This is a genomic window from Mastigocoleus testarum BC008 (assembly GCF_001456025.1).
GTDB classification, from domain to species: Bacteria; Cyanobacteriota; Cyanobacteriia; order Cyanobacteriales; family Nostocaceae; genus Mastigocoleus; species Mastigocoleus testarum.
Genome location: NZ_LMTZ01000089.1, coordinates 96739 through 116673, shown reverse-complemented (window position 1 = coordinate 116673; position 19935 = coordinate 96739). Strand labels below are relative to the sequence as shown.

Below are 19935 nucleotides of genomic sequence, written 5' to 3'. Positions count from 1 at the left end.
TTTAATTATGGAAAATTATCAAGTAAGTCGCCAGACAAAATTAATTAATGTAATGTCGAGTTAGGGGACTTTATAGTAGAGAATGGGTTTTCAACTTAATATTTCTATCTCCTGACTCCCAACTCTTAAATTCAAGTTACAAAAAATAAATAAACCTTGAGCAAGTTTGGATCGTTACTCACATCGGGTTATCATCTTATCTTGTCCGCTTGCCATCGATCGCACATAACCCATGACCGCCTCTAAGTCAACATCCAAACCCCTTGAGTGTAAGAATTCCAATGAGCCGCCGATCTCCAATTATAAGGATGTGGATCGGAGTAAGCTCACTCAGATGTTTCAGCATTATGTGGATGTGAAAGCAGCCCATCCCCACGCAGTGTTGTTGTATCGGGTGGGAGATTTTTTTGAGTGTTATTTTGATGATGCTGTCACCCTAGCTCAGGAATTAGAATTGGTTCTGACTAGCAAGTCGGTGGGGGATGTGGGCAGAATTGCAATGAGTGGTGTACCCCACCATGCTTGGGAACGTCATGCAACTTTGTTGGTAGAAAAAGGTTATGCGGTCGTAATTTGCGATCAAGTGCAAGATGCTTCGGAGGTATCCCCCGGTAAGTTAGTGCGTCGGGAAATAACACGCATTCTTACCCCCGGTACTTTGCTCGAAGACGGGATGTTGACTTCTAGTCGCAATAATTATTTAGCAGCGGTTGTAATTGCTGGAAAGCATTGGGGTTTGGCTTATGCAGATATCTCTACAGGGGAATTTCTCACAACTCAGGGAAGTGATTTAGAACATCTAACTCAGGAATTGATGCGCTTACAACCGAGTGAGGTTTTATTTCCCACCAACGCGCCAAACTTAGGAATGTTATTACGTCCTGGTGAAAAATCGGACGATTTACCGGAATGTTTACCCCCTTCATTTTGTTATTCGTTGCGATCGCAAATTCCTTTTAGTCAGGGGGAAGCTAGATCGAGGTTATTAAATAAATTTAAATTGCGTTCCTTAGAAGGAGTTGGTTGCGAGCACCTAACTTTAGCCGTACGGGCTGCTGGGGGTTTATTAGAATATTTAGGGGAAACCCAAAAACACGATTCTGTTCCCCTCCAACCATTACGCACCTATACCCTGAATGATTTTTTGATTGTCGATCATCAAACCCGACGGAATTTGGAAATTACCCAAACCATTCGCGATGGTTCCTTTGCTGGTTCTTTATTATGGGCGATGGATCGAACCAGTACTGCGATGGGAAGTCGAGCTTTGCGTCGGTGGTTGTTGCAACCGTTATTAAAGATTAAAGGTATCCAAGCCCGACAAGATACTGTCAAGGAATTATTGGAAGATACCACTCTGCGTCAAGATTTGCGTTTGCTGCTCAAGCAAATTTACGATTTAGAAAGATTGACCGGAAGAATTGGTTCTGGGACTGCAAATGCAAGGGATTTATCGGCTTTGGCTGATTCTTTGGCTCGGTTACCACAAATTGCTAACTTGGTTTCTCAGACGAAATCGCCATTTTTGCAAGCTTTGCAGAATGTACCGCCAATTTTAAAAGAATTAGGAGAAAAGATACAGGCTCATATCGTAGAATCACCACCAATGCACATCAAAGAAGGTGGTTTAATTCGCTCCGGAATCAATGAGCTTTTGGATGAAAGGCGCGGTTTGGTTGAAGGAGACCAAAAATGGATTGCTAATTTGGAGGTGGAACAACGGGAAAAAACTGGAATTGCTAAACTCAAAGTCGGTTTTAATAAGACTTTTGGTTATTACATCAGCGTTTCTCGACTCTATGCTGACCAAGTTCCCAGCGATTACATTCGCAAACAAACCCTAACTAATGAAGAACGCTACATTACACCAGAACTAAAAGAACGGGAAGCTCGCATCCTCACAGCACAGGACGATCTAAATAAGATAGAGTACGAAGTTTTTGTTGCTTTGCGGGATGAAGTCGCCAGCCACGCCGAAACAATTCGCAACATTTCTCGAGCGGTAGCAGCAGCAGATGTACTCTGTGGTTTAGCAGAATTGGCGGTTTACCAAGGTTACTGTTGTCCCGAAATGTTAGAAGGGCGAGAAATTTCCGTTGTAGATGGACGACATCCGGTAGTAGAACAGTCTTTACCTGCTGGTTTCTTTGTTCCCAATTCTACTAATTTGGGAAGGAAAATGAAGCGGGAAGTAGAAGCCGAAAATAATGCTCCCGACTTGATAATTTTGACCGGACCCAACGCTAGTGGTAAAAGTTGTTATTTAAGACAGGTCGGATTAATTCAGTTAATGGCGCAGATTGGGAGTTTTGTCCCGGCGAAATCTGCGAGATTGGGGATTTGCGATCGCATTTTTACCAGGGTTGGAGCAGTGGATGACTTAGCTACGGGTCAATCTACCTTTATGGTGGAGATGAACGAAACCGCAAACATTCTCAACCATGCAACTTCCAGGTCTTTAGTACTGTTAGACGAAATTGGTCGGGGAACAGCGACCTTCGACGGACTTTCCATTGCTTGGGCTGTGGCAGAATATATTGCAATGGATATTTGTGCGCGGACAATTTTTGCTACCCATTACCACGAGTTAAATCAATTAGCGTCAATTTTACCTAATGTCGCCAATTATCAGGTTACCGTAAAAGAAATGCCCGATAGCATCATCTTTTTACACCAAGTTCAACCGGGAGGAGCCGATAAATCCTACGGTATTGAAGCGGGTAGGTTAGCGGGTTTACCAGCAACGGTAATTCAACGGGCTAAGCAGGTGATGGGACAAATTGAGCAGCACAGTAAAATTGCTATGGGTTTGCAGAGTTTGGATTGATCTTAAGCTTTTTATCTCATCACCGACGATTCAAAACCTCTAATAGCGCAAAGATCCGCCTTGGATTAAAATCCCAGGCTCATAGATAAAGTCTGATAAATCAGACTGGGTGAGGGTTTGAGTGCATTTTAACGTACTTAAGCTATTAGCCTGGAAATTTATGATGTTGTTGGTTAACTTGCGTGGGGTTTAACCCCTCACCCGAAAAATCCTGATTTTGCGTCGTTTATATTCCATACAATAAATATGGGCTAAAGTTTATGAATCTATTTCAAAGCACTTAAATCGGTGAAATTAATATGGTTTGGGACTGATGGGTCAAACCCCCTTTATATTCGCCAACAGCATCATTTATTTCCAGGTGGGATTTTGGACTTAACGAAAGGAACGCTCATCATGGAACAGTTAATACTTCCATCCTCTAGCACAATTTATGTAGATAGTTAATACCATTGAAGGTAAGCAAAGTATCACCTAATTTTCTATAAATCGATGTCTGTTCCCTTAAACTTAACCCACCTCACCGTTGAAGAATACCTCAAAGCCGAAGAATCCAGCGAAATTCGTTATGAATATCTTGGGGGTCAAATCTTCGCCATGTCTGGTGGTAGCAAAGAGCATAATTTGATTACCCTCAATATTGCTAGTAGGTTGCGTTCCCATGTACGGGGTGGTTCCTGCAGCGTTTTTATGTCTGACATGAAAGTAAAGCTCGAACTAGCAAATAAAGGCAAAAGCATATTGTACTATCCAGATGTCGTAGTCAGTTGCGACTCCGAAGACCAAGACCGCTTTTTCTTAAATTATCCCTGTTTAATAATAGAAGTATTATCACCCAGTACTGAAACCACAGATAGACGGGAAAAACTCGTTAATTATCGAACTTTAAAAAGTTTACAAGAATATGTGTTAGTCTCCCAAGATGAGGTCAAAGTAGAAGTGTATCGTAAAGACGCTCAGGGAAATTGGTCATTAATAATTTTAGGTCAAGATGATGAGTTGCACTTAGATTCTATTGGAGCAACTCTAACAATGACCGAAGTTTATGAAGATGTAATAAAAGTTTAAGGTCAAGTAAATCAAGGATTATGTCAACAGATTGCTTACGTATTATCGACATGATGACAGTATAAACAAATAAAAATAACATAGAGTCTAATCTGGCTTATCAGAGTAACTTCTCAAAACACGAAACAGCCTTGTTTTTCCATGCCTTTATTGAGAATAACCTTAAAGTCAGCTTTTCTACATGCTGTGAGAAGTCAGATCACTGAATATTTTATTTGCTGTATGACGTCATTAATTCTTAGTTATGTTGCTATTAATAAATAATATTAAATCAACCAAAAGCTGATAACAAATCTGCGAGTTTTACCAAAATAAGGATTATTAAAATAATTAAACATGAATTTTATAAAAAAATTCTTTAATCGTTTTATCAAAAGGTTAAATATGTCTCAAGAAAATATATCACCCAATAATCATATTGAAGAATACTTAGACTATTATTGCAGTTTATTCTGTTCTCCTAAATTGGCTGTTTTGCTTAAAGGAGAGTGGGGTTGTGGTAAAACATGGTTCATAAATCAGTATCGTGAAAAACTAAAATCACAGAATAAAAAGTCCTTATATGTTAGCTTATATGGGGTAAATAGTTATTCAGAAATAGAAGATTCTCCTTTTCAGCAATTGCATCCTATACTTGCATCAAAACAGATGGTAATAGCAGGAAAAGTTTTCAAAGGATTCTTGAAAGGTGCATTAAAAATTGATTTAAATATGGTGAAGATGAAGGGACATGGTCTGTTTCTATCCCAGAGATAGAAATTCCCCAAAAATTTGAAGATTCTAATTATAGTCTTTTAATATTTGATGATTTAGAACGTTGTAATCTAAATATTAAAAATATTTTGGGATATATTAATAGTTTTGTTGAATCTTCAAGATTAAAAGTAGTTTTAATTGCAAATGAAGAGGAAATAATTGAGAAAGAAATATACAGTAAAAATAAGGAAAAATTAATTGGAAAAACTTTTGAAATTGTTCCTGATTTTATAGGGACATTAGAGGAAATTTTAAAGCAAGTACATAATCAATCCGTCAGCGATTTTTTCTCAGATAATCGGGATTTAATTCAAGCATTATATGAACAAGCAGAGTGTAAAAATCTAAGAATCCTGAATCAAATAATTTTAGATTTTGAGAGAATTTTTGAAAAATTACCACAAAAAGCACGGAGTAAAGAGGAATTACTAAAAGACATCTTAGAAGTACTGATAATGTTTTCTATTGAAATTTCTTATGGAAAACTGCAATCCAAAGATATCAGTCAAATACCAGAAAAATTGTCAAAGGAATTAGCAAATGCAAGCCTTAAAGGAATGGGACTGATTAATCATAAAGACAACAAAGAAAATAATGGGAAAGAAGAAAAGTCTTTTCTGCAGATATTTGAAAAATATACCAAGATTTATGATTCCATATTTCTAAATGGGCTTTACCCTGATTTTTCATGGTGGGAACAGTTTTTTGATAAAGGTGTTATTGATGAGGAATCTCTAGAAAAATTAATGCCAAATAGCAAATATTTTCAAGATGAGAATACACCTGATTGGGTAAAATTGTGGCATTACAATAAACATACTGATGAAGAATTTAAAGAAATACTTAATAAAAATTATTCAAAATATATAGATAGAGAATTTAAGGATATCGGAATAATTAAACATATAACTGGATTATTTTTACAATTTTCTGATGCTGGGATATATCAAAAAAGCAAGGTAGATATTCTTAATGAAGCAAAAAAATATATTGATTATTTAAAAAGTAAGGATGAGCTAGATACAAAGTATAGTGATAATTCACTCGGCGATTACATGGGACTTGGTTTTCAAGCCAAAGATTCTCAAGAGTTTAAAGATTTTGATGAATATATTAAAGACTCTCTGCAAGAAGTAAGGCTTAAAAATATGCCTAATGAGGCACAAAAAATACTAGATATTATGAATAGTGATATTAGTAAATTTAGATCAATGATATGTATCGGTTATTCAACTAACTCATATAAATCAGAAGATAAATATTATGATATTCCTATTTTAAAATATTTAGAACCAAAAGATTTTTTTTTCAGCAGTTTTAACGTTATCAAATGAGAATATATATTATGTTTTTTCTTCACTCACAGATAGATATAAATATACAGATATTCAGAACCGAAGATTAGTTGATGAATTGAATTTTCTCAAACAAGTTCAAAATTTATTAAAACAAGAAGTCCTTCAAAGAAAAGGAAGAATTAGTGGATACTTATTAAGTCAGTCAAACGAAATCCATCTACAAACAACTATTAGTCGTCTTGAAAATATAAAACAATCTCCGCAGCAAAATAGTACACTAACTAATTGTGCTACATCCCCCGATCCCAATACATCTTCAACTATTGTTGGACAAATCGAACCTTAATCGAGGATGAAAATTAGATTTTCCCAGGTACATCTCAAATAAATCGCATAGAGACGTAGCAATGCTACGTCTCTACAAAATATCAAAATGAAAGCTAGTAATCCACGAAATCTACACTCCTCATTCTTCTAAGTCGCACAACTTAAATCCTTCACCTTTTGGGTAAACCGACTATTTTCCCGATAATCTACCGGACAATCTATAACAGCAGGAACATCCTGTGCTAACGCTTCTTTGAGAATGGGAACCAAATCGGTAGCAGACAAATTACTTACGCTGGTAAGATGCAATTAAAGGATTTTCAGTCTCTAGCAATTGTTTGAATTTTGCTGTTGCTTCTGCTTGTTGACGGACTTCTGCGTCTATAAATAAACCAATCATTTCCGCCATTAAAGAACGTAGTTGAGCTTCTGGCTGAGTGGCTGGAAAATCAAAAGAACTACGTGTCGTCAAATCAACAGGATCGGCAATAGAAAAATGATTCGCTCCTTCTAAAATTAGTAAGTAACAATTATCTCTTCCTCCAGAAATAGCTCCTCTGAATGTTCGTATGAGTGAAGTCGTTGAATCTCCTGGATTAATACCATTCCATTTCTCGCTCATATAAGCCATTACTCCGTCACAACTACCTCCCATCAACAACATGGGTACAGAGTCAGGTAAAGGTAAAATAGTACCTGGTGCGTATCCTAACTGCACAAAGGCTGCTGAGCTAGTTCCATAAGCAAAAGCCGCCGCAACTTGAGAAAAAAAGCGCTGCTCGGCATTTTCTAGAGCAAGTCTACCACCAGCAGAATGTCCGCCTAAAACCACCCGATCGAGAGCAAGCATATTAGCCAGTAAGCCCTCGGACTGTAAATTCTCTAACTCACTTAGCAGTGAAGGTAAAGCTAAAGCACTAGGAATCGTCCCATACAAGCCAGGTGTCCACGCAGCCATATCAATACCAGGGCTAAGAGAGATGTTCCCTGGAGGATTTGTATCTAATACCAAGTCAAATAGAATTACTACCAATCCTCTTTCTACTAACTTTACAGCCAACCATTGATACATTAGTGAATCACAGTTAGCACCACTGAAGAAAATGACCACAGGAAAGGGAGCTTTTGCTCGATCGGGGGGATAGAGAACAAATGGCTGTTGGCGATCTGAGATTTGTGCTGGATACAGTACCTTGAAATGAATTGTATCGTAAGGTGGTTCGGCACCCTCGACCTTCGCTGCTCTCCAAAAAGCTCGAACAGTCATGGAAAATATTTTGAATTTGATTTGAATTTGAAAGTTTTATTTTCCAAAATATTACATAACTTGGCAAAAAAACAAAAGAATAAGTAATGTCAGTAGCGACTGTCTTGAATTTCAAGTGCGATAAGTGCAAGCTCTACGCATACAATCGCCTGACGGATAATAATCTGTTGCAATAAAAATTGCGATCTACTGGTATCGACATCCTAGTAAACTGTTCTTAGGTAGAATACTAAACCCAGCGCAGTAACCTGGAGGTAGCTTTGAACGCAGCGAGGAAGGTAGACGCGATTCTCGACGCATGGTTAGACTATATTGATTTGGATGATTATAGTAAAGCCAGAGTAGAAGCTAGTAAAGTAAAACAACATGGGGTAAGTTTAGCGGGCGATCGCGTACTAATTGAAGAAGCTATCTTTTCAGAACTGCGAAAACAAGTCAAACAAGGACAAAAACCCGAACAAGATACTACTTGGGTATTGTCTTTCCCTCAAATAATTGATGTAGAGAAGGGAAAATCTTATCTTTGTCCATTATTCAGTCTAGATGTTACACCTATTCTCAAAGGACAATACCAAAAGCAAGGCTGGAATATTGAAGAACTAAAACTTACAGAAGCAGGGAAAAACTTAGCCACTTTTCTTAAACTAGATGACCAACAGCGCGAACAGTTAATCACTCAAAATGGATTGCGAGATTTTCTTGAAACAACTTTTGGGCTTGAATTTGAAACTTATGAGCAGTGGATGCAGCGAGTAGTAATACCTCGTTCTTACTTCAAAATTCAACGAGAATCATATTTATTCCAATGGAGTGGAGCAGGATTTTCTTACCATCTCAAACAAGATTTGAAAGATATCAAGTCAGGTTCCAAGAATTGGTCACAAGGACATCCTGCTTATGAATATCTGTTTGGTGAACCTCAACCTCCGAAGCATGAAGTTACTTATATCGGTGCTTTTCCCACTCATCCACCAGCAGACTCACAACTAACAGCAATCAAACACTCTCAAAGCGAACCTGTTACTGCTGTACAGGGACCACCAGGTTCGGGGAAAACTACTCTTATCCTTCATGTTATTGCTCAACAAGTTGTCAAACGCGCACTCAGCTTAATCGACACTGATGAAGACATCAACAATTTGACAGTTGTTAGCAGTACCAATAATAAGGCTGTTGATAATGTGATTGAAAGAATAGATAAAGAATTAGAGGGGGGATTATTTTATTTAAAGGGAGGAAGCAAAAAGAATATCGACTCCGATGGAGGTGCATCAGAAAAATTACAAGAAGCAATTAATTACTTAAAATCAAATAATTTTGATGAGAACAGTTATGATTCCATTAAAGAGCAAATTCAAAAAATTAAATATGAGTTGCTAACTGAAGAATCTAATTATCTAGAACTACGCATTCAGAGAGACTCGGATGAGGAAAGACTACCTCAGCTTCAAAAATTAATCCAAACACTTCAACAGTATTTAGAAGAAGCATCATCTACCAAAGGACAGTATCAGTCAAGGTCAGAACAATTAGCAGAGTATGAAGAACTACCTATAGAAGCCTATCAAAGAATTCAATTACGCTTTGATAATGCAGAAAGACAGTTACCAGAAAGAAGATTACCTTGGTGGATGCGTCTGTGGCGTTGGATAACTAGAAAAACGGAAAAAAATATCATCCAAAAAGCCGCTTTAGCTTGTGAATCAGCAATTGATAGTACATTAAGTACTCCTTTTCCTGTCAGAAATCCCATCGACCGTAGCGATCTAATTCAAGAAGCAACCCTAGTTAGAGAACGGTTAGCAAATGCAGAAGAATTACAAAGCGTACAAAACAGATTAAGAGAAGTTACTGAAGATATAGCCACAACAGAACAACAAAATGATGCAGCAAATGATGAGCTTATTAATGTAGAAAATAGACTAGGAGTTCCCCTAGAAGATTTTTATGCAACATTTCATCAAAATTTTCACGACAAACACCAAGAACTGTTTCAATTATCGCGGGAATTTCTTTTCCAGCAAGCACTCAGCAAAAAAAATGATGTGAAAGTTTCGTTAGAGAAATATTCTAACTTGCTTTCAGAATTTGGTAGAAATAAATATAGGATTGCGAAAGATATCACAGCAAATCTGGATGAGAATATTCAAAACTTGAGTTTAATATTTCCTCTCATTACCAGCACATTACTTTCAATCCGAAATATGCTTCCTTGGGTTGAGGAGTGTATTGATCGCACAATCGTAGACGAAGCGGGAATGATTCCACAACATCAGACTTTCCCCTTATTGATGCGATCGCATAAAGCTATCATAGTTGGAGATCCGCTACAAATTGAACCTATAATTTCCCTGAGCGATCAAAGACGTGAAAACTATCGTCAAACAGCATTTATTGACAAAAGATTAACCGAAACTGATTACCATCGTTATAGTCCCGAAGAAGAATATCGCGCTACCACCTATCATCGCGCAGCTGGAGCAAGTGGGGAAGATGGAGATAAAGGTAAAGGAATTCAATTAAAAGAGCATTATCGCTGTCAACGTAGCATTATAGAATATTGCGATCACATTGCTGGATATGATGGGTTAAAAGTTCTCACAAAACCCACTTCCCCACTGTTAGAAAAAAACTTGATTGCTTATCATGTCGAGGGAAATATTGTAAATAATGTGAACCAAGAAGAAGTAACTGCGGTATGCGAGTTAGTAGAGCATGTGCTTAATCAAGGTTATTCAATAGAAGATATCGGTGTAATTTCAGCTTTTCGCCTCCAAGCAGATACACTAGAAAAAAACTTACGTCAAAAATTCCCAAGATTCGCTCGAAACTCTGTTGGAACCGTTCACACCTTTCAAGGTGCTGAAAAGAAGATAATTATTTTTTCTCCTAGGGTATCTCGTCTACAGGATGAGAATAAACTTGGCTGGATTAATAAGCGACCGAACCTTCTAAATGTTGCAGTATCCAGAGCACAAGAATTATTTATTTTAGTTGGTAATCTTGACAGGTTAGAAAAAGGAAAGCTTACTCGTCAGCTTGTCGAACATATTCGAGAGCAGGGAGTTATTCTAGAGTATAAATCTGAAGCAGAAATTCCTCAGCCAGAACCTGGAGCGGATGTTATTTACGATTGTAAACATTTAAGTCTTTTTCAAGATGCGATCGCACAAGCTGAACGAGAACTGATAATTGTTACCCCTTGGATTCGGGGAAATGAACCTAAAAAATTTGTAAATGATGTTGTTTCAGCTTTGGAAAAAGGAGTTAAAGTAACGGTCATTTATGGTAACAAAAGTGGTGAGGAACATGATAATAACGACCCTCAGGCTGAGAAAAAATTAAAAGATTTGTTTTCCCAATATCCAGGTTCGAATTTTATCCGCTTGGGTAGAGAAATACATATCGAAAGTAGGGGAACCAATGAAAGAATTTTAGTTTGTGATGATAAGTTTGCTATTGTCGGAAGTTGGAATTGGCTTTCTCACCATTATCGAGAGTCCTGTAGAAGGTCACTAATCAAACCCAACGTTCAAATCCGTAGGGAAACAAGCATACAATTTTCTACTTCGTCTTCCATTACTGATATCAAAACAAGAGTTAATAAATTGATTACATAAGAACTTCCAAAAAATAATTTATACCATTATTTGTTGACAGTAGGGGCGCACCGACGTGCGCCCTGATGAGTGGTATATTTTTTTAATTGGAAGTTCCTAATAGCCAGTAAATTTTACATCAAAGAACAGACAACTCGAAAACCAAATTCTTTATCTCTAACATCTGCACTTTCAGAAAAGCGAGATGCACTACGACACAAATGAGGAAAAGAATCCCAGGAACCACCCCGCAAAATTCGATATTCCTCATTGCCATCACTTAGCCATACACTACCATCAGACGGTGCATCTTGATAATTTTCGTGTTCGTAGTCAGCGCACCACTCCCAGACTAAACCGTGCATATCGCATAACCCAAAAGCATTAGGGGGAAAGCTACCTACCTCAGTTGTTCGTTGGCGATCGACTCCTGGTAGTTCCCCACCGTAAGTCCCTTGGTACAAATGACCATTAATTTCCCGATCTTGTCCGCGATAATTGGCTAAATCGGTTGTAATTGTCTTTCCAAAATGAAATGGGGTAGTTTCTTTTGCACGACAAGCATATTCCCATTGTGCTTCACTGGGTAAGCGATATATTCGTCCTGTTTTTCGCGATAGTCGCTGACAAAATTCCTGTGCTTCATACCAGGAAACTCTTTCTACGGGTAAATTATCTCCTTTAAAACAGGATGGATCGTCAAATTCGAGAGGACGTTCTTCGATTTGGGAGGAATTTACAACTATCTTCCACTGCGCTTGGGTAATGGGATACCTACTCATAAAAAATGGTTCCACATTAACCATATGTTGGGGACGTTCACTTTCTTGAGATGCTTTTTCATCTTGTGGTGCACCCATTTGAAATTTACCACCAGGGATGGAAACCATTTCTAGCGCGACCCCATCACCCAAATATTCTGTAAAGTACTCAGCTTGTTCGCTGGAACGTTTAGTTTTTCTTCCCTGAGTATCTACAGTTACTACTTCAAACTCAAAAGTTGTGATTTCTGGTAGTGATGCGGGAGAAAAACCAGAAGGTCGGTACTTTTCCTGAATAGATTCCTGAAACTCTCTTAAATCTGGATTTCCTGGGTTTTCTTTACTCGCAGCTTCAATTAAGTTTTCTAGTTTACCTCGTGATTCAGCCCATTCAATCAAACTGAAAACAATTTCAGTAAGATCGTCTCCCCCAGCTATTGCATCTAAGTTTTTGTCTAATTGATAAGAAACCATCATCCTCAATTTTGGTTTACGGGGATAAGCACTAATAATGGCTTCGCATAATCTTTCACGTTCAGAACCTGTTAGATGCATAGCTGGTTTTCTTTATTTGGAAAAAACCTATGATTCATTACTGATTATAGTTACTGAAATTAAGTGGATAAGATTTTAGAGAAAATTATTTTGTAATCAGAGTATCTGACCTTACCATCCCACAAAAACCCGTAGAGACACGACATGTCGCGTCTCTACAAAATATGAAATGAAAGTTAATAACCCACCAAATCTAAACTCCTCATTTTTCTAAGTCGCACAAGTTAAATCCTTCACCTTTTGGGTAAACCGACTATTTTCCCGATAATCTACCGGACAATCTATCACTGCAGGAACATCCTGTAATAAAGCTTCCTTGAGAATCGGAACCAAATCGGTAGCAGATTCAACTCGATAACCCTTTAAACCCATACTTTCTGCTAACTTCACAAAATCGGGGTTGGTAAAATGCACAAAAGACGAATGACCTTCACCAAACTGATTTTCTTGTTTCCATTCGATTAAACCGTAACCACCATCATTGAAAATTAGAGTAACAAAAGGCGTACCAACCCGTTTCGCAGTTTCTAATTCCTGACAGTTCATCATAAAACCACCATCTCCTGTCGCAGCTATAACCTTGCGATCGGGATGAACTAATTTAGCCGCTAAAGCTCCAGGAATTGCAATTCCCATGGCTGCAAAACCGTTGGAAATCAAACAAGTGTTGGGACTATGACAATGATAATGACGAGCAATCCACATTTTATGAGCACCAACATCGGAGATGACAATATCATCCGGTCCCATTACCTGACGTAAATCATAAATCAACTTTTGGGGTTTAATGGGGAATCCGTCATCCTTTCCGTATTCTTCGTAATCAGCACGAATATTCGATCTTAATTTTATTGCGTAAGGTTGTTCCTTATCATCGCGATTGGCTAATTTGAGAATTTCATAGAGAGAATCGGAAATATCCCCAACTAATTCCACGCGGGGAATATAACTACTGTCAATTTCTGCTGGGTTTGCAGCAACATGAATAATCGGAATATCGCCGTTAGGATTCCATTTTTTAGGGGAAAATTCGATTAAGTCGTAACCAATAGCAATTACTAGATCGGTATGGTCAAAACCACAGGTAATAAAATCTTTTTGTTGTAATCCCACGGACCACAATGCTAAAGGATGAGTGTAAGGAATAATTCCTTTACCCATAAAAGTATTAGCAACTGGGATATTCATCTGAGTTGCAAACTGAGTCACCGCATCGCTAGCTTGAGCGCGAATCGCACCATTTCCCACTAAAATAATTGGATTGGTAGCTTGGGAAATCGCCGCCGCAGCAGCCCGAATCGTAGTAAAGGGCGCAAAAGTTTTTTTAATATCGTCTTTCCATAAAGGTTTACCTTCAACCGGCATTGCGGCAATATTTTCTGGTAGATCTATGTGAACTGCACCTGGTTTTTCACTTTGCGATCGCTTAAATGCTTTGCGCACAACCTCAGGGGTAATACTGGGACGGAGAATTTGTCTGTTCCATTTTGTTACTGGAGCAAACATTGCCACCAAATCTAAATATTGATGGGATTCAATATGCATTCTGTCGGTTCCCACTTGACCAGTAATTGCTACCAATGGCGCGCCATCAAGGTTAGCATCGGCGACCCCAGTCATTAAATTTGTCGCTCCAGGTCCCAGAGTAGAAAGACACACTCCTGCTTTCCCCGTCAGACGTCCGTAGACATCAGCCATAAATGCAGCACCCTGCTCGTGACGGGTAGTAATAAATTGAATGGAAGAACCTTTTAAAGCTTCCAAAACATGTAAATTTTCTTCTCCAGGGAGTCCAAAAACATATTCTACCCCTTCATTTTCCAGACACTTTATCAATAATTCTGCAGTATTCATTGTTATTTTCTTATCTTGGTTGTTTCCAAAAGTATTTGTTTCCAAAAGCCGTTCTACCCTGAGAAAACAAGTTCCCAGGGTTTAAGGATGAAAGTATAGTTAATATCAAGTCTAGATAATTGTTTACTTATTACTCTGTTATCGGCGATGGATAACGAGTAAGCAATTACCCATTACCTATTACCCATTACCTATTACCAGTATTGATAGTATAACAAGCACCCAAACAGACAGGATATAAACTTTACTTCACCCACACAGTTTTAACATTGACAAATTCATGTATGCCTTGAATGCTGAGTTCTCTTCCATACCCAGAACGTTTTATTCCACCAAAAGGCAATCTGGGATCGGACTTTACTAACCCATTAATAAACACAGCACCAGCTTCAATTTCTTTTATCAGGCGTTTTTGTTCTTCTGGATCTGTAGTCCAAGCACTAGCACCCAAACCAAAGGGTGTAGCATTTGCCAATTCAATTGCTGCATCAATATCCCGAACCCGGAATAATAATGCTACCGGTCCAAAAAATTCTTCTTGAGCTATTGGATTATCTAAAGGAATATCTTTAACTATTGTTGGTGGATAGAAATTCCCAGAACCTTCAGAACCTTGAGATAAGGGTTTACCGCCAATTAAGACTTTTGCTCCAGCATCTCTACAAGCTTGGACTTGTTGATCTAATTCTTTGAGAATGCTAGATGTGGCTAAGGGTCCAATATCAGTATCAGCTTCCATTGGATCGCCAACTTTGAGGGCTTTGAATTTTTCCAATAATAATTTTTCAAATTTATCGGCAACACTTTCAGCAACTATAAAGCGTTTAGCTGCAATGCAAGATTGACCGTTATTCAACATTCGAGCCGTAATACCCGTGGAAACCGCTGCTTCTATATCCGCACTTTCCAAAACTATAAACGGATCGCTACCCCCCAATTCCAAAACAACTTTTTTAATTTGTTTTCCAGCAGCAGCAGCTAAGGATGCACCTGCAGGTTCGCTACCCGTTAATGTCGCAGCTTTAACTCGGTCATCAGCGATGATATCCGCAACTTGGGACGCACCAATTAACAAAGTTTGAAATACCCCTTGAGGAAATCCAGCTTTTTGAAAAACCTCTTCAATTGCTAAAGCACATTGGGGGACATTGGAAGCATGTTTCAATAGAGCAACATTTCCCGCCATTAACGCTGGTGCAGCAAAGCGGAAAACCTGCCAAAACGGGAAATTCCAAGGCATTACAGCCAAAATTATACCCAATGGCTGATAGGAAACAAAACTCTGACTTCCATCTGTTTCCACATGCACGTCGGCAAGAAATTCAGCTGCATGTTCGGCATAAAAGTTACATACCCAAGTACATTTTTTGACTTCAGCAAGGGCACTTTTGTATGTTTTGCCCATTTCCAAAGTCATGATAGAAGCAAAGGCTTCTTTATTTTTCTCTAAGACTTCAGCACAATTTCGAACTAATTCAGCTCTTTCAGCAAAACTAGTTTTCCGGTGTTTGGCAAAAGCCTGTTGTGCCAAATCTAGTTTTGTGGCGATTTCTGTTGCTTTTAGTGGCTCAAAACTTTTGTGCAACTTTCCAGTTGCCGGATTGGTTGTTGAGATAGCCATTAGCTGACCTCCCTTTCGATTTTTTAGTGTGGCATTCCAGTTTGACAAATTTACTCTGTAAAAACCACTAACCAGATTGTAGTCTCGGAATCCCTATTTTTTTATAAATGTTAAAAATTCACAACTTAAAAATTTAAGTTCTCATTTGTCTTAAATACAGTTTTCTCCCTATTGGATAGCAATTTAAGCAAATAATTATATGCAGATTATTATAATTACTAATGAGTTACTAGCAACTAATTAGACTAATGTAAATAGAATAATTACTGAGATTATTACTACTCTTTTGCCAAAATTATGGTTTGTCTTACAATTCTTTGTAATAATATTTCTTGTTAGTTGATTGATTTCAGACAGCTGCGAGTAAAAGGAAATAATTCGATGAAAATATTATTAATCAAGGAATTTTTTTGAAACTATCCCAACAGATTTCAAGTATCGAAGTAAGGGAATATAAATTTAATATGTCAATACTAGGCTCTGATTTTTCAGCTCGATTTTAGACAATGTTTGTAAAAAACAATCAATGAATTTACTTTAGTTCCTAACTTTTTGCATGAATTTTTATTGAATGATTTATGTCGTTTGATGAAAGCAATTTGTGTGCTAAAGTATTCGCATCTGTTTCGTGAAAATGACTTAAATAGATTGGGAAGTACTAACTTTAAAGCAATTGTCACTGAATTTTGACAGGCTTAAAATAGGCAAAAAATCGACAAAAATCATGATAAATTAAAGTTTTAATTTAAAGTCCACATCATATAGTTGATGACTTTAAGCCCTGCATCAGTAAAGTAATGTTACTATCAATATTAATCGATAGATTTTTGTTACTAAATCAGAACTGATTACGGCAATAGTTAACGCTCGTTCTTAAAGAAACTAAGTAAAGTTTCTTTACTTTTTTCTGTTCATCTTTTCCTATTATCTTTCCTGTTGATTGTTATCTGGTTTTCTCTATATCAGAAAATTTCAATTCAGAAAGATTAATGTACAGCACTTTGCAAGTAGATGAGGCACATTTCCCTTGTTTGCTGTTCCCTGAATCCTTACCCAAATTATTAAAGATTATCAAGTGCACCTCACTTAAATGAAATCAGTTGTATGTGTATCCTTAATTTCCAAAGCGTCGATCTATATCATTAGCAACTGAATCACTTTGACTGTAGTTTACTTTTAAAGAATTACCATCCTCAGATAGATTATAAGCTAAAGGTTGAGTATGGGAAATTTTTGTTTCTCCTTCACTCAACAATTTTTGTAAGGGATACTCTTTGATTGAATTTTTCAACGCATTTATCCGCTGGGAAATCGTCAAATTTCTCGTATCAACATTATCCTTATTACTTTGAGTTAAAACCGTGATTGCTCTGAAGCATCCTTCTGCTTCAAAACCTGCACGAACTGTAGCTAAATAAGCAATTTTATCCAATTCTAATTCTCGACTTCGGATTTCATCTATCCAACTTTGCTCTAGCTCTTGGGTTTTTCTTGCAACAATTTCATCTATTCGTTTCTGCTTTTTTCGAGTTATACGCCTTCTGTGTCTACGACTACCAATTACAGAACCGGCGAAGTCACCAATAAAACCAGGAAGTACGTGGTCTGTAATCACGCTCCCAACTACATTCATCGCATTGTGCTTGAGTGTATTATTTTTTCTTGCTAATACTTCTTCTTTTGCTTCTTCTTTAATTTTGGTAATTAATTCTTGCTTTTGAGTTTCATCAAGGGTCCTGTAGTTTTGAGTGCGTCGAGCAATTTCTCGACTGACGATACAAGCAACTCCAGAAGAATCCCCATTCAAAAGTCTTAGAGCGTGACGTTCAATCTCAATAGAGTTCAAGTTGTTGCTAATAGGAGAATTCTTCGACCTAGGAACAACTGTTACTATCCAAGAGCGATCGTCAAATTGATTTGCACGGGAAACTCGATCCACAATCCGGTAAAGAGCATAAAAGTCAGAATCGAGTTCTTTTTTCGCCTGTTGGTATAAAACTATCTGCTGTGATAAAGATTCTGGCTCCGATTCTATTTCTGAAGCTCCCTCATTTTGCGCTAGCGCGACATTGGAAAATAAAAGTAGATAGAGAGAAACAAGGCTAAAAAACTTTGTTTTAAAAAAATACATTTTTATCACCTGCTATATATATAAATTACAGATGGAATTCAATATTAACAGTGCAATTACCGAGTCAAAATGTTATTTTTGGAAATTTTTAAAAAATTATTCTCAAATGATTTTCAGAAATAGCCAACCTTTGTGACTGTTTATTGTTCTAACTTTTCAGACTAAATTTTTTTGCTTTTGTTTTTTATATTGTAGAGACGTAGCATTGCTACGTCTCCAGAGGTTTCGCAGATTAACGAAACCATCAGACTAATGCGGTTGACAACTCACTAACAGGTTTCGCACCACGACTAAGCTACGTGGTGGAAAGTTATGAATCTAAATCTTACAGGAAAGATAGTGACAATTTGGTGACTTTTAGATTTTTATGACTTTTAGATTGCGGAATTTCGAGCCTCAATAATATTACCCACTGCGACACAAACGCCTGCAACCAGAAAAGCGATCGCACTCACCATAGCAGCAAACTCAGGGGCGATCGCTTTAGGATCTGGGAATGTGGAACCAAAAATACTCATAGCTAAACCAGCTCCACCAAAATACATCCCGACACCTAATCCACCCCGATGAGGTGGAACCATTTCCAAAGCAAAAGGAAGAGTACCATTCAAAATAAAAATAAATGCTGCGACAAGAAGAGCAAGAATGATAAATTGTGCGCCAATAAAAGGCATCAAAAACATTAACACAACAGTAACAGCGCTACCACCAAGCATTGCTTTACGATTTCCAATTTTTGTCGCTACAGCACCCGCAGGTAAAGCTGCGATTGCGATCGCAATGCCAAAAATAGCTAGTTGTAATTCCACATTATCAAGGCTCAATTGAACTTTGAGAAATTTACCAACAGCATCTAATAGCAAGCGATAACCCCAAGCAAAACTAGCACCTAAGGTAAAAATTAAACCCAAAGCAGGAAAGGAAATAGGTAATGGTGAGGCTGCACGATGTCGATCTACAGGTTGGTCTGATATGCTATCCGGTGGATGAACAAATCTTAAAATTGCTGCGGAAGCTAACAAAATAAAAGAAGCAGTAGCAAAAGTCGCGATTGGTCCCAAACCAAGAATAAAATCATAAGCAGTTAGTCGAAAAGCACCAATAATTCCAATAATTAAAGTTAAGACGCTTACAGCCATCGGTAAACTTTTTGGCAATGCATATCTTCCTAATAAGGAAAGTACCGGACTGCGAAATACAGTCATTGCTAATGCCCAAGCTACCATTAAAACCGGCAAAATATATCTAATTACAGATGATGGTGATGCAAAAGTCACAAGAGATGCAATTGCAATCAATAAACTTGAAGAAAGAAGCACACCCGCAGTAATAAAAGGAAATTTACTACCAAACCAACGCTGCGTGTTATCAGAAAGCGAACCCATCAAAGGTTCCATAACCACCGCTAAAGCATTTTCGAGAATTAGTAAACTAATCGCTAAAGACTTAGGAAAGCCAAACTCGACTAATAACTTAGGCAAATATAAATTGTAAATTACCCAAGTGATACTAATAGCTCCCTGTACCATACCTAAACTACAAACTTGTAGCCACAAAATATTTGTGTAATTTTTATTATTTATTTGATTTTGACTTCGTGTCATTTTTTTGGCACCCTCTAACTTTCATACGGGTACTTTAGGTTATGGAAACATAGTATATTCAGCGAATAAATTTATATCTTGCTGTCACAAAAATTTAATCAATAAAAATTGAAATTAGATAATTTGAAGTTAGAAAAATCAAACTTAGAAAAATTAAATACAAATTAACGAAAGCCCTCCTTGTTCGGGAGGGTCGGGGAGAATAGAAAACTTTGTAGTGTAATCTGTAGAGCTTCAGGTAGATGTTGCTTTGCAGCTAGTACTGCG

Annotated in this window: 13 protein-coding genes; 6 read left to right on the top strand and 7 right to left on the bottom strand. The window is 37.5% G+C overall.

All coding sequences use genetic code 11. The annotated features are described in order from the left end of the window. The first annotated feature begins 232 nt into the window (after nucleotides 1–232). The 5 genes from mutS to BC008_RS17075 all read left to right on the top strand — a co-directional run bounded on the left by mutS (nucleotide 233) and on the right by BC008_RS17075 (nucleotide 6295). Nucleotides 233–2827: a DNA mismatch repair protein MutS gene (mutS, locus tag BC008_RS17095; protein WP_027845949.1), complete on the top strand. Its 2595-nt coding sequence runs from the start codon at nucleotides 233–235 to the stop codon at nucleotides 2825–2827. A 492-nt stretch (nucleotides 2828–3319) separates the two neighbouring features. Continuing rightward, nucleotides 3320–3895: a Uma2 family endonuclease gene (locus tag BC008_RS17090; protein ID WP_027846700.1), complete on the top strand. Its 576-nt coding sequence runs from the start codon at nucleotides 3320–3322 to the stop codon at nucleotides 3893–3895. 384 nt (nucleotides 3896–4279) lie between these two features. Beyond that, entirely contained in the window at nucleotides 4280–4651 is a 372-nt protein-coding gene (locus BC008_RS17085; protein WP_161938126.1) for a P-loop NTPase fold protein, read from the top strand. Next, nucleotides 4639–5985, top strand: coding sequence for a P-loop NTPase fold protein (locus BC008_RS17080; RefSeq protein ID WP_407657063.1), 1347 nt, complete (start codon nucleotides 4639–4641; stop codon nucleotides 5983–5985). The genes BC008_RS17085 and BC008_RS17080 overlap by 13 nt, the downstream gene beginning before the upstream one ends. Nucleotides 5986–6064: 79 nt before the next feature. Then, complete coding sequence (locus BC008_RS17075; RefSeq protein WP_058183707.1) at nucleotides 6065–6295, top strand: hypothetical protein; 231 nt, start codon at nucleotides 6065–6067, stop codon at nucleotides 6293–6295. A 128-nt stretch (nucleotides 6296–6423) separates the two neighbouring features. Here the strand turns inward: BC008_RS17075 and BC008_RS50540 are convergent, their stop codons facing one another. Together BC008_RS50540 and BC008_RS17070 are read right to left on the bottom strand one after the other, a co-directional pair. Beyond that, nucleotides 6424–6561 carry a hypothetical protein gene (locus tag BC008_RS50540; protein WP_201026138.1) on the bottom strand — a complete coding sequence of 46 codons (138 nt, stop codon included), beginning with the start codon at nucleotides 6559–6561 and terminating at the stop codon, nucleotides 6424–6426. Nucleotide 6562: 1 nt separating this feature from the next. Then, the gene (locus BC008_RS17070) at nucleotides 6563–7543 is read right to left on the bottom strand and encodes an alpha/beta hydrolase family protein (RefSeq protein ID WP_027846225.1); all 981 of its coding nucleotides are present in this window, start codon (nucleotides 7541–7543) and stop codon (nucleotides 6563–6565) included. Between the two features lie 260 nt (nucleotides 7544–7803). Here BC008_RS17070 and BC008_RS17065 point away from each other — a divergent pair, with 260 nt between their 5' ends. Beyond that, on the top strand, nucleotides 7804–11163 hold the full coding sequence (locus tag BC008_RS17065) for an AAA domain-containing protein (protein ID WP_027846224.1): 3360 nt from the start codon (nucleotides 7804–7806) through the stop codon (nucleotides 11161–11163). A gap of 113 nt (nucleotides 11164–11276) precedes the next feature. On the opposite strand, the gene BC008_RS17060 is transcribed toward BC008_RS17065, so the two are convergent. From BC008_RS17060 to BC008_RS17040, 5 genes are all read right to left on the bottom strand, one after another. After that, on the bottom strand, nucleotides 11277–12458 hold the full coding sequence (locus tag BC008_RS17060; RefSeq protein ID WP_063800776.1) for an SUMF1/EgtB/PvdO family nonheme iron enzyme: 1182 nt from the start codon (nucleotides 12456–12458) through the stop codon (nucleotides 11277–11279). Nucleotides 12459–12668: 210 nt separating this feature from the next. After that, complete coding sequence (locus BC008_RS17055) at nucleotides 12669–14312, bottom strand: acetolactate synthase large subunit (RefSeq protein ID WP_058183717.1); 1644 nt, start codon at nucleotides 14310–14312, stop codon at nucleotides 12669–12671. Between the two features lie 244 nt (nucleotides 14313–14556). Next, a complete protein-coding gene (locus BC008_RS17050) occupies nucleotides 14557–15933 on the bottom strand; it encodes an NAD-dependent succinate-semialdehyde dehydrogenase (protein ID WP_027840195.1) in 1377 nt (458 codons plus the stop codon). A gap of 1114 nt (nucleotides 15934–17047) precedes the next feature. Continuing rightward, nucleotides 17048–18064: a hypothetical protein gene (locus BC008_RS17045; protein WP_027840194.1), complete on the bottom strand. Its 1017-nt coding sequence runs from the start codon at nucleotides 18062–18064 to the stop codon at nucleotides 17048–17050. A gap of 374 nt (nucleotides 18065–18438) precedes the next feature. Further along, the gene (locus BC008_RS17040) at nucleotides 18439–19668 is read right to left on the bottom strand and encodes an MFS transporter (RefSeq protein ID WP_058183706.1); all 1230 of its coding nucleotides are present in this window, start codon (nucleotides 19666–19668) and stop codon (nucleotides 18439–18441) included. Between the last annotated feature and the right edge of the window lie 267 nt (nucleotides 19669–19935).

Excerpts from the sequence above, each read along its gene's own strand:
- BC008_RS17040 (WP_058183706.1), bottom strand. The coding sequence starts at position 19,668 with ATGACACGAAGTCAAAATCAAATAAATAATAAAAATTACACAAATATT.
- BC008_RS17070 (WP_027846225.1), bottom strand. The coding sequence starts at position 7,543 with ATGACTGTTCGAGCTTTTTGGAGAGCAGCGAAGGTCGAGGGTGCCGAA.
- BC008_RS17060 (WP_063800776.1), bottom strand. The coding sequence starts at position 12,458 with ATGCATCTAACAGGTTCTGAACGTGAAAGATTATGCGAAGCCATTATT.
- BC008_RS17050 (WP_027840195.1), bottom strand. The coding sequence starts at position 15,933 with ATGGCTATCTCAACAACCAATCCGGCAACTGGAAAGTTGCACAAAAGT.
- mutS (WP_027845949.1), top strand. The coding sequence starts at position 233 with ATGACCGCCTCTAAGTCAACATCCAAACCCCTTGAGTGTAAGAATTCC.
- BC008_RS17085 (WP_161938126.1), top strand. The coding sequence starts at position 4,280 with ATGTCTCAAGAAAATATATCACCCAATAATCATATTGAAGAATACTTA.
- BC008_RS17090 (WP_027846700.1), top strand. The coding sequence starts at position 3,320 with ATGTCTGTTCCCTTAAACTTAACCCACCTCACCGTTGAAGAATACCTC.
- BC008_RS17055 (WP_058183717.1), bottom strand. The coding sequence starts at position 14,312 with ATGAATACTGCAGAATTATTGATAAAGTGTCTGGAAAATGAAGGGGTA.
- BC008_RS17045 (WP_027840194.1), bottom strand. The coding sequence starts at position 18,064 with ATGTATTTTTTTAAAACAAAGTTTTTTAGCCTTGTTTCTCTCTATCTA.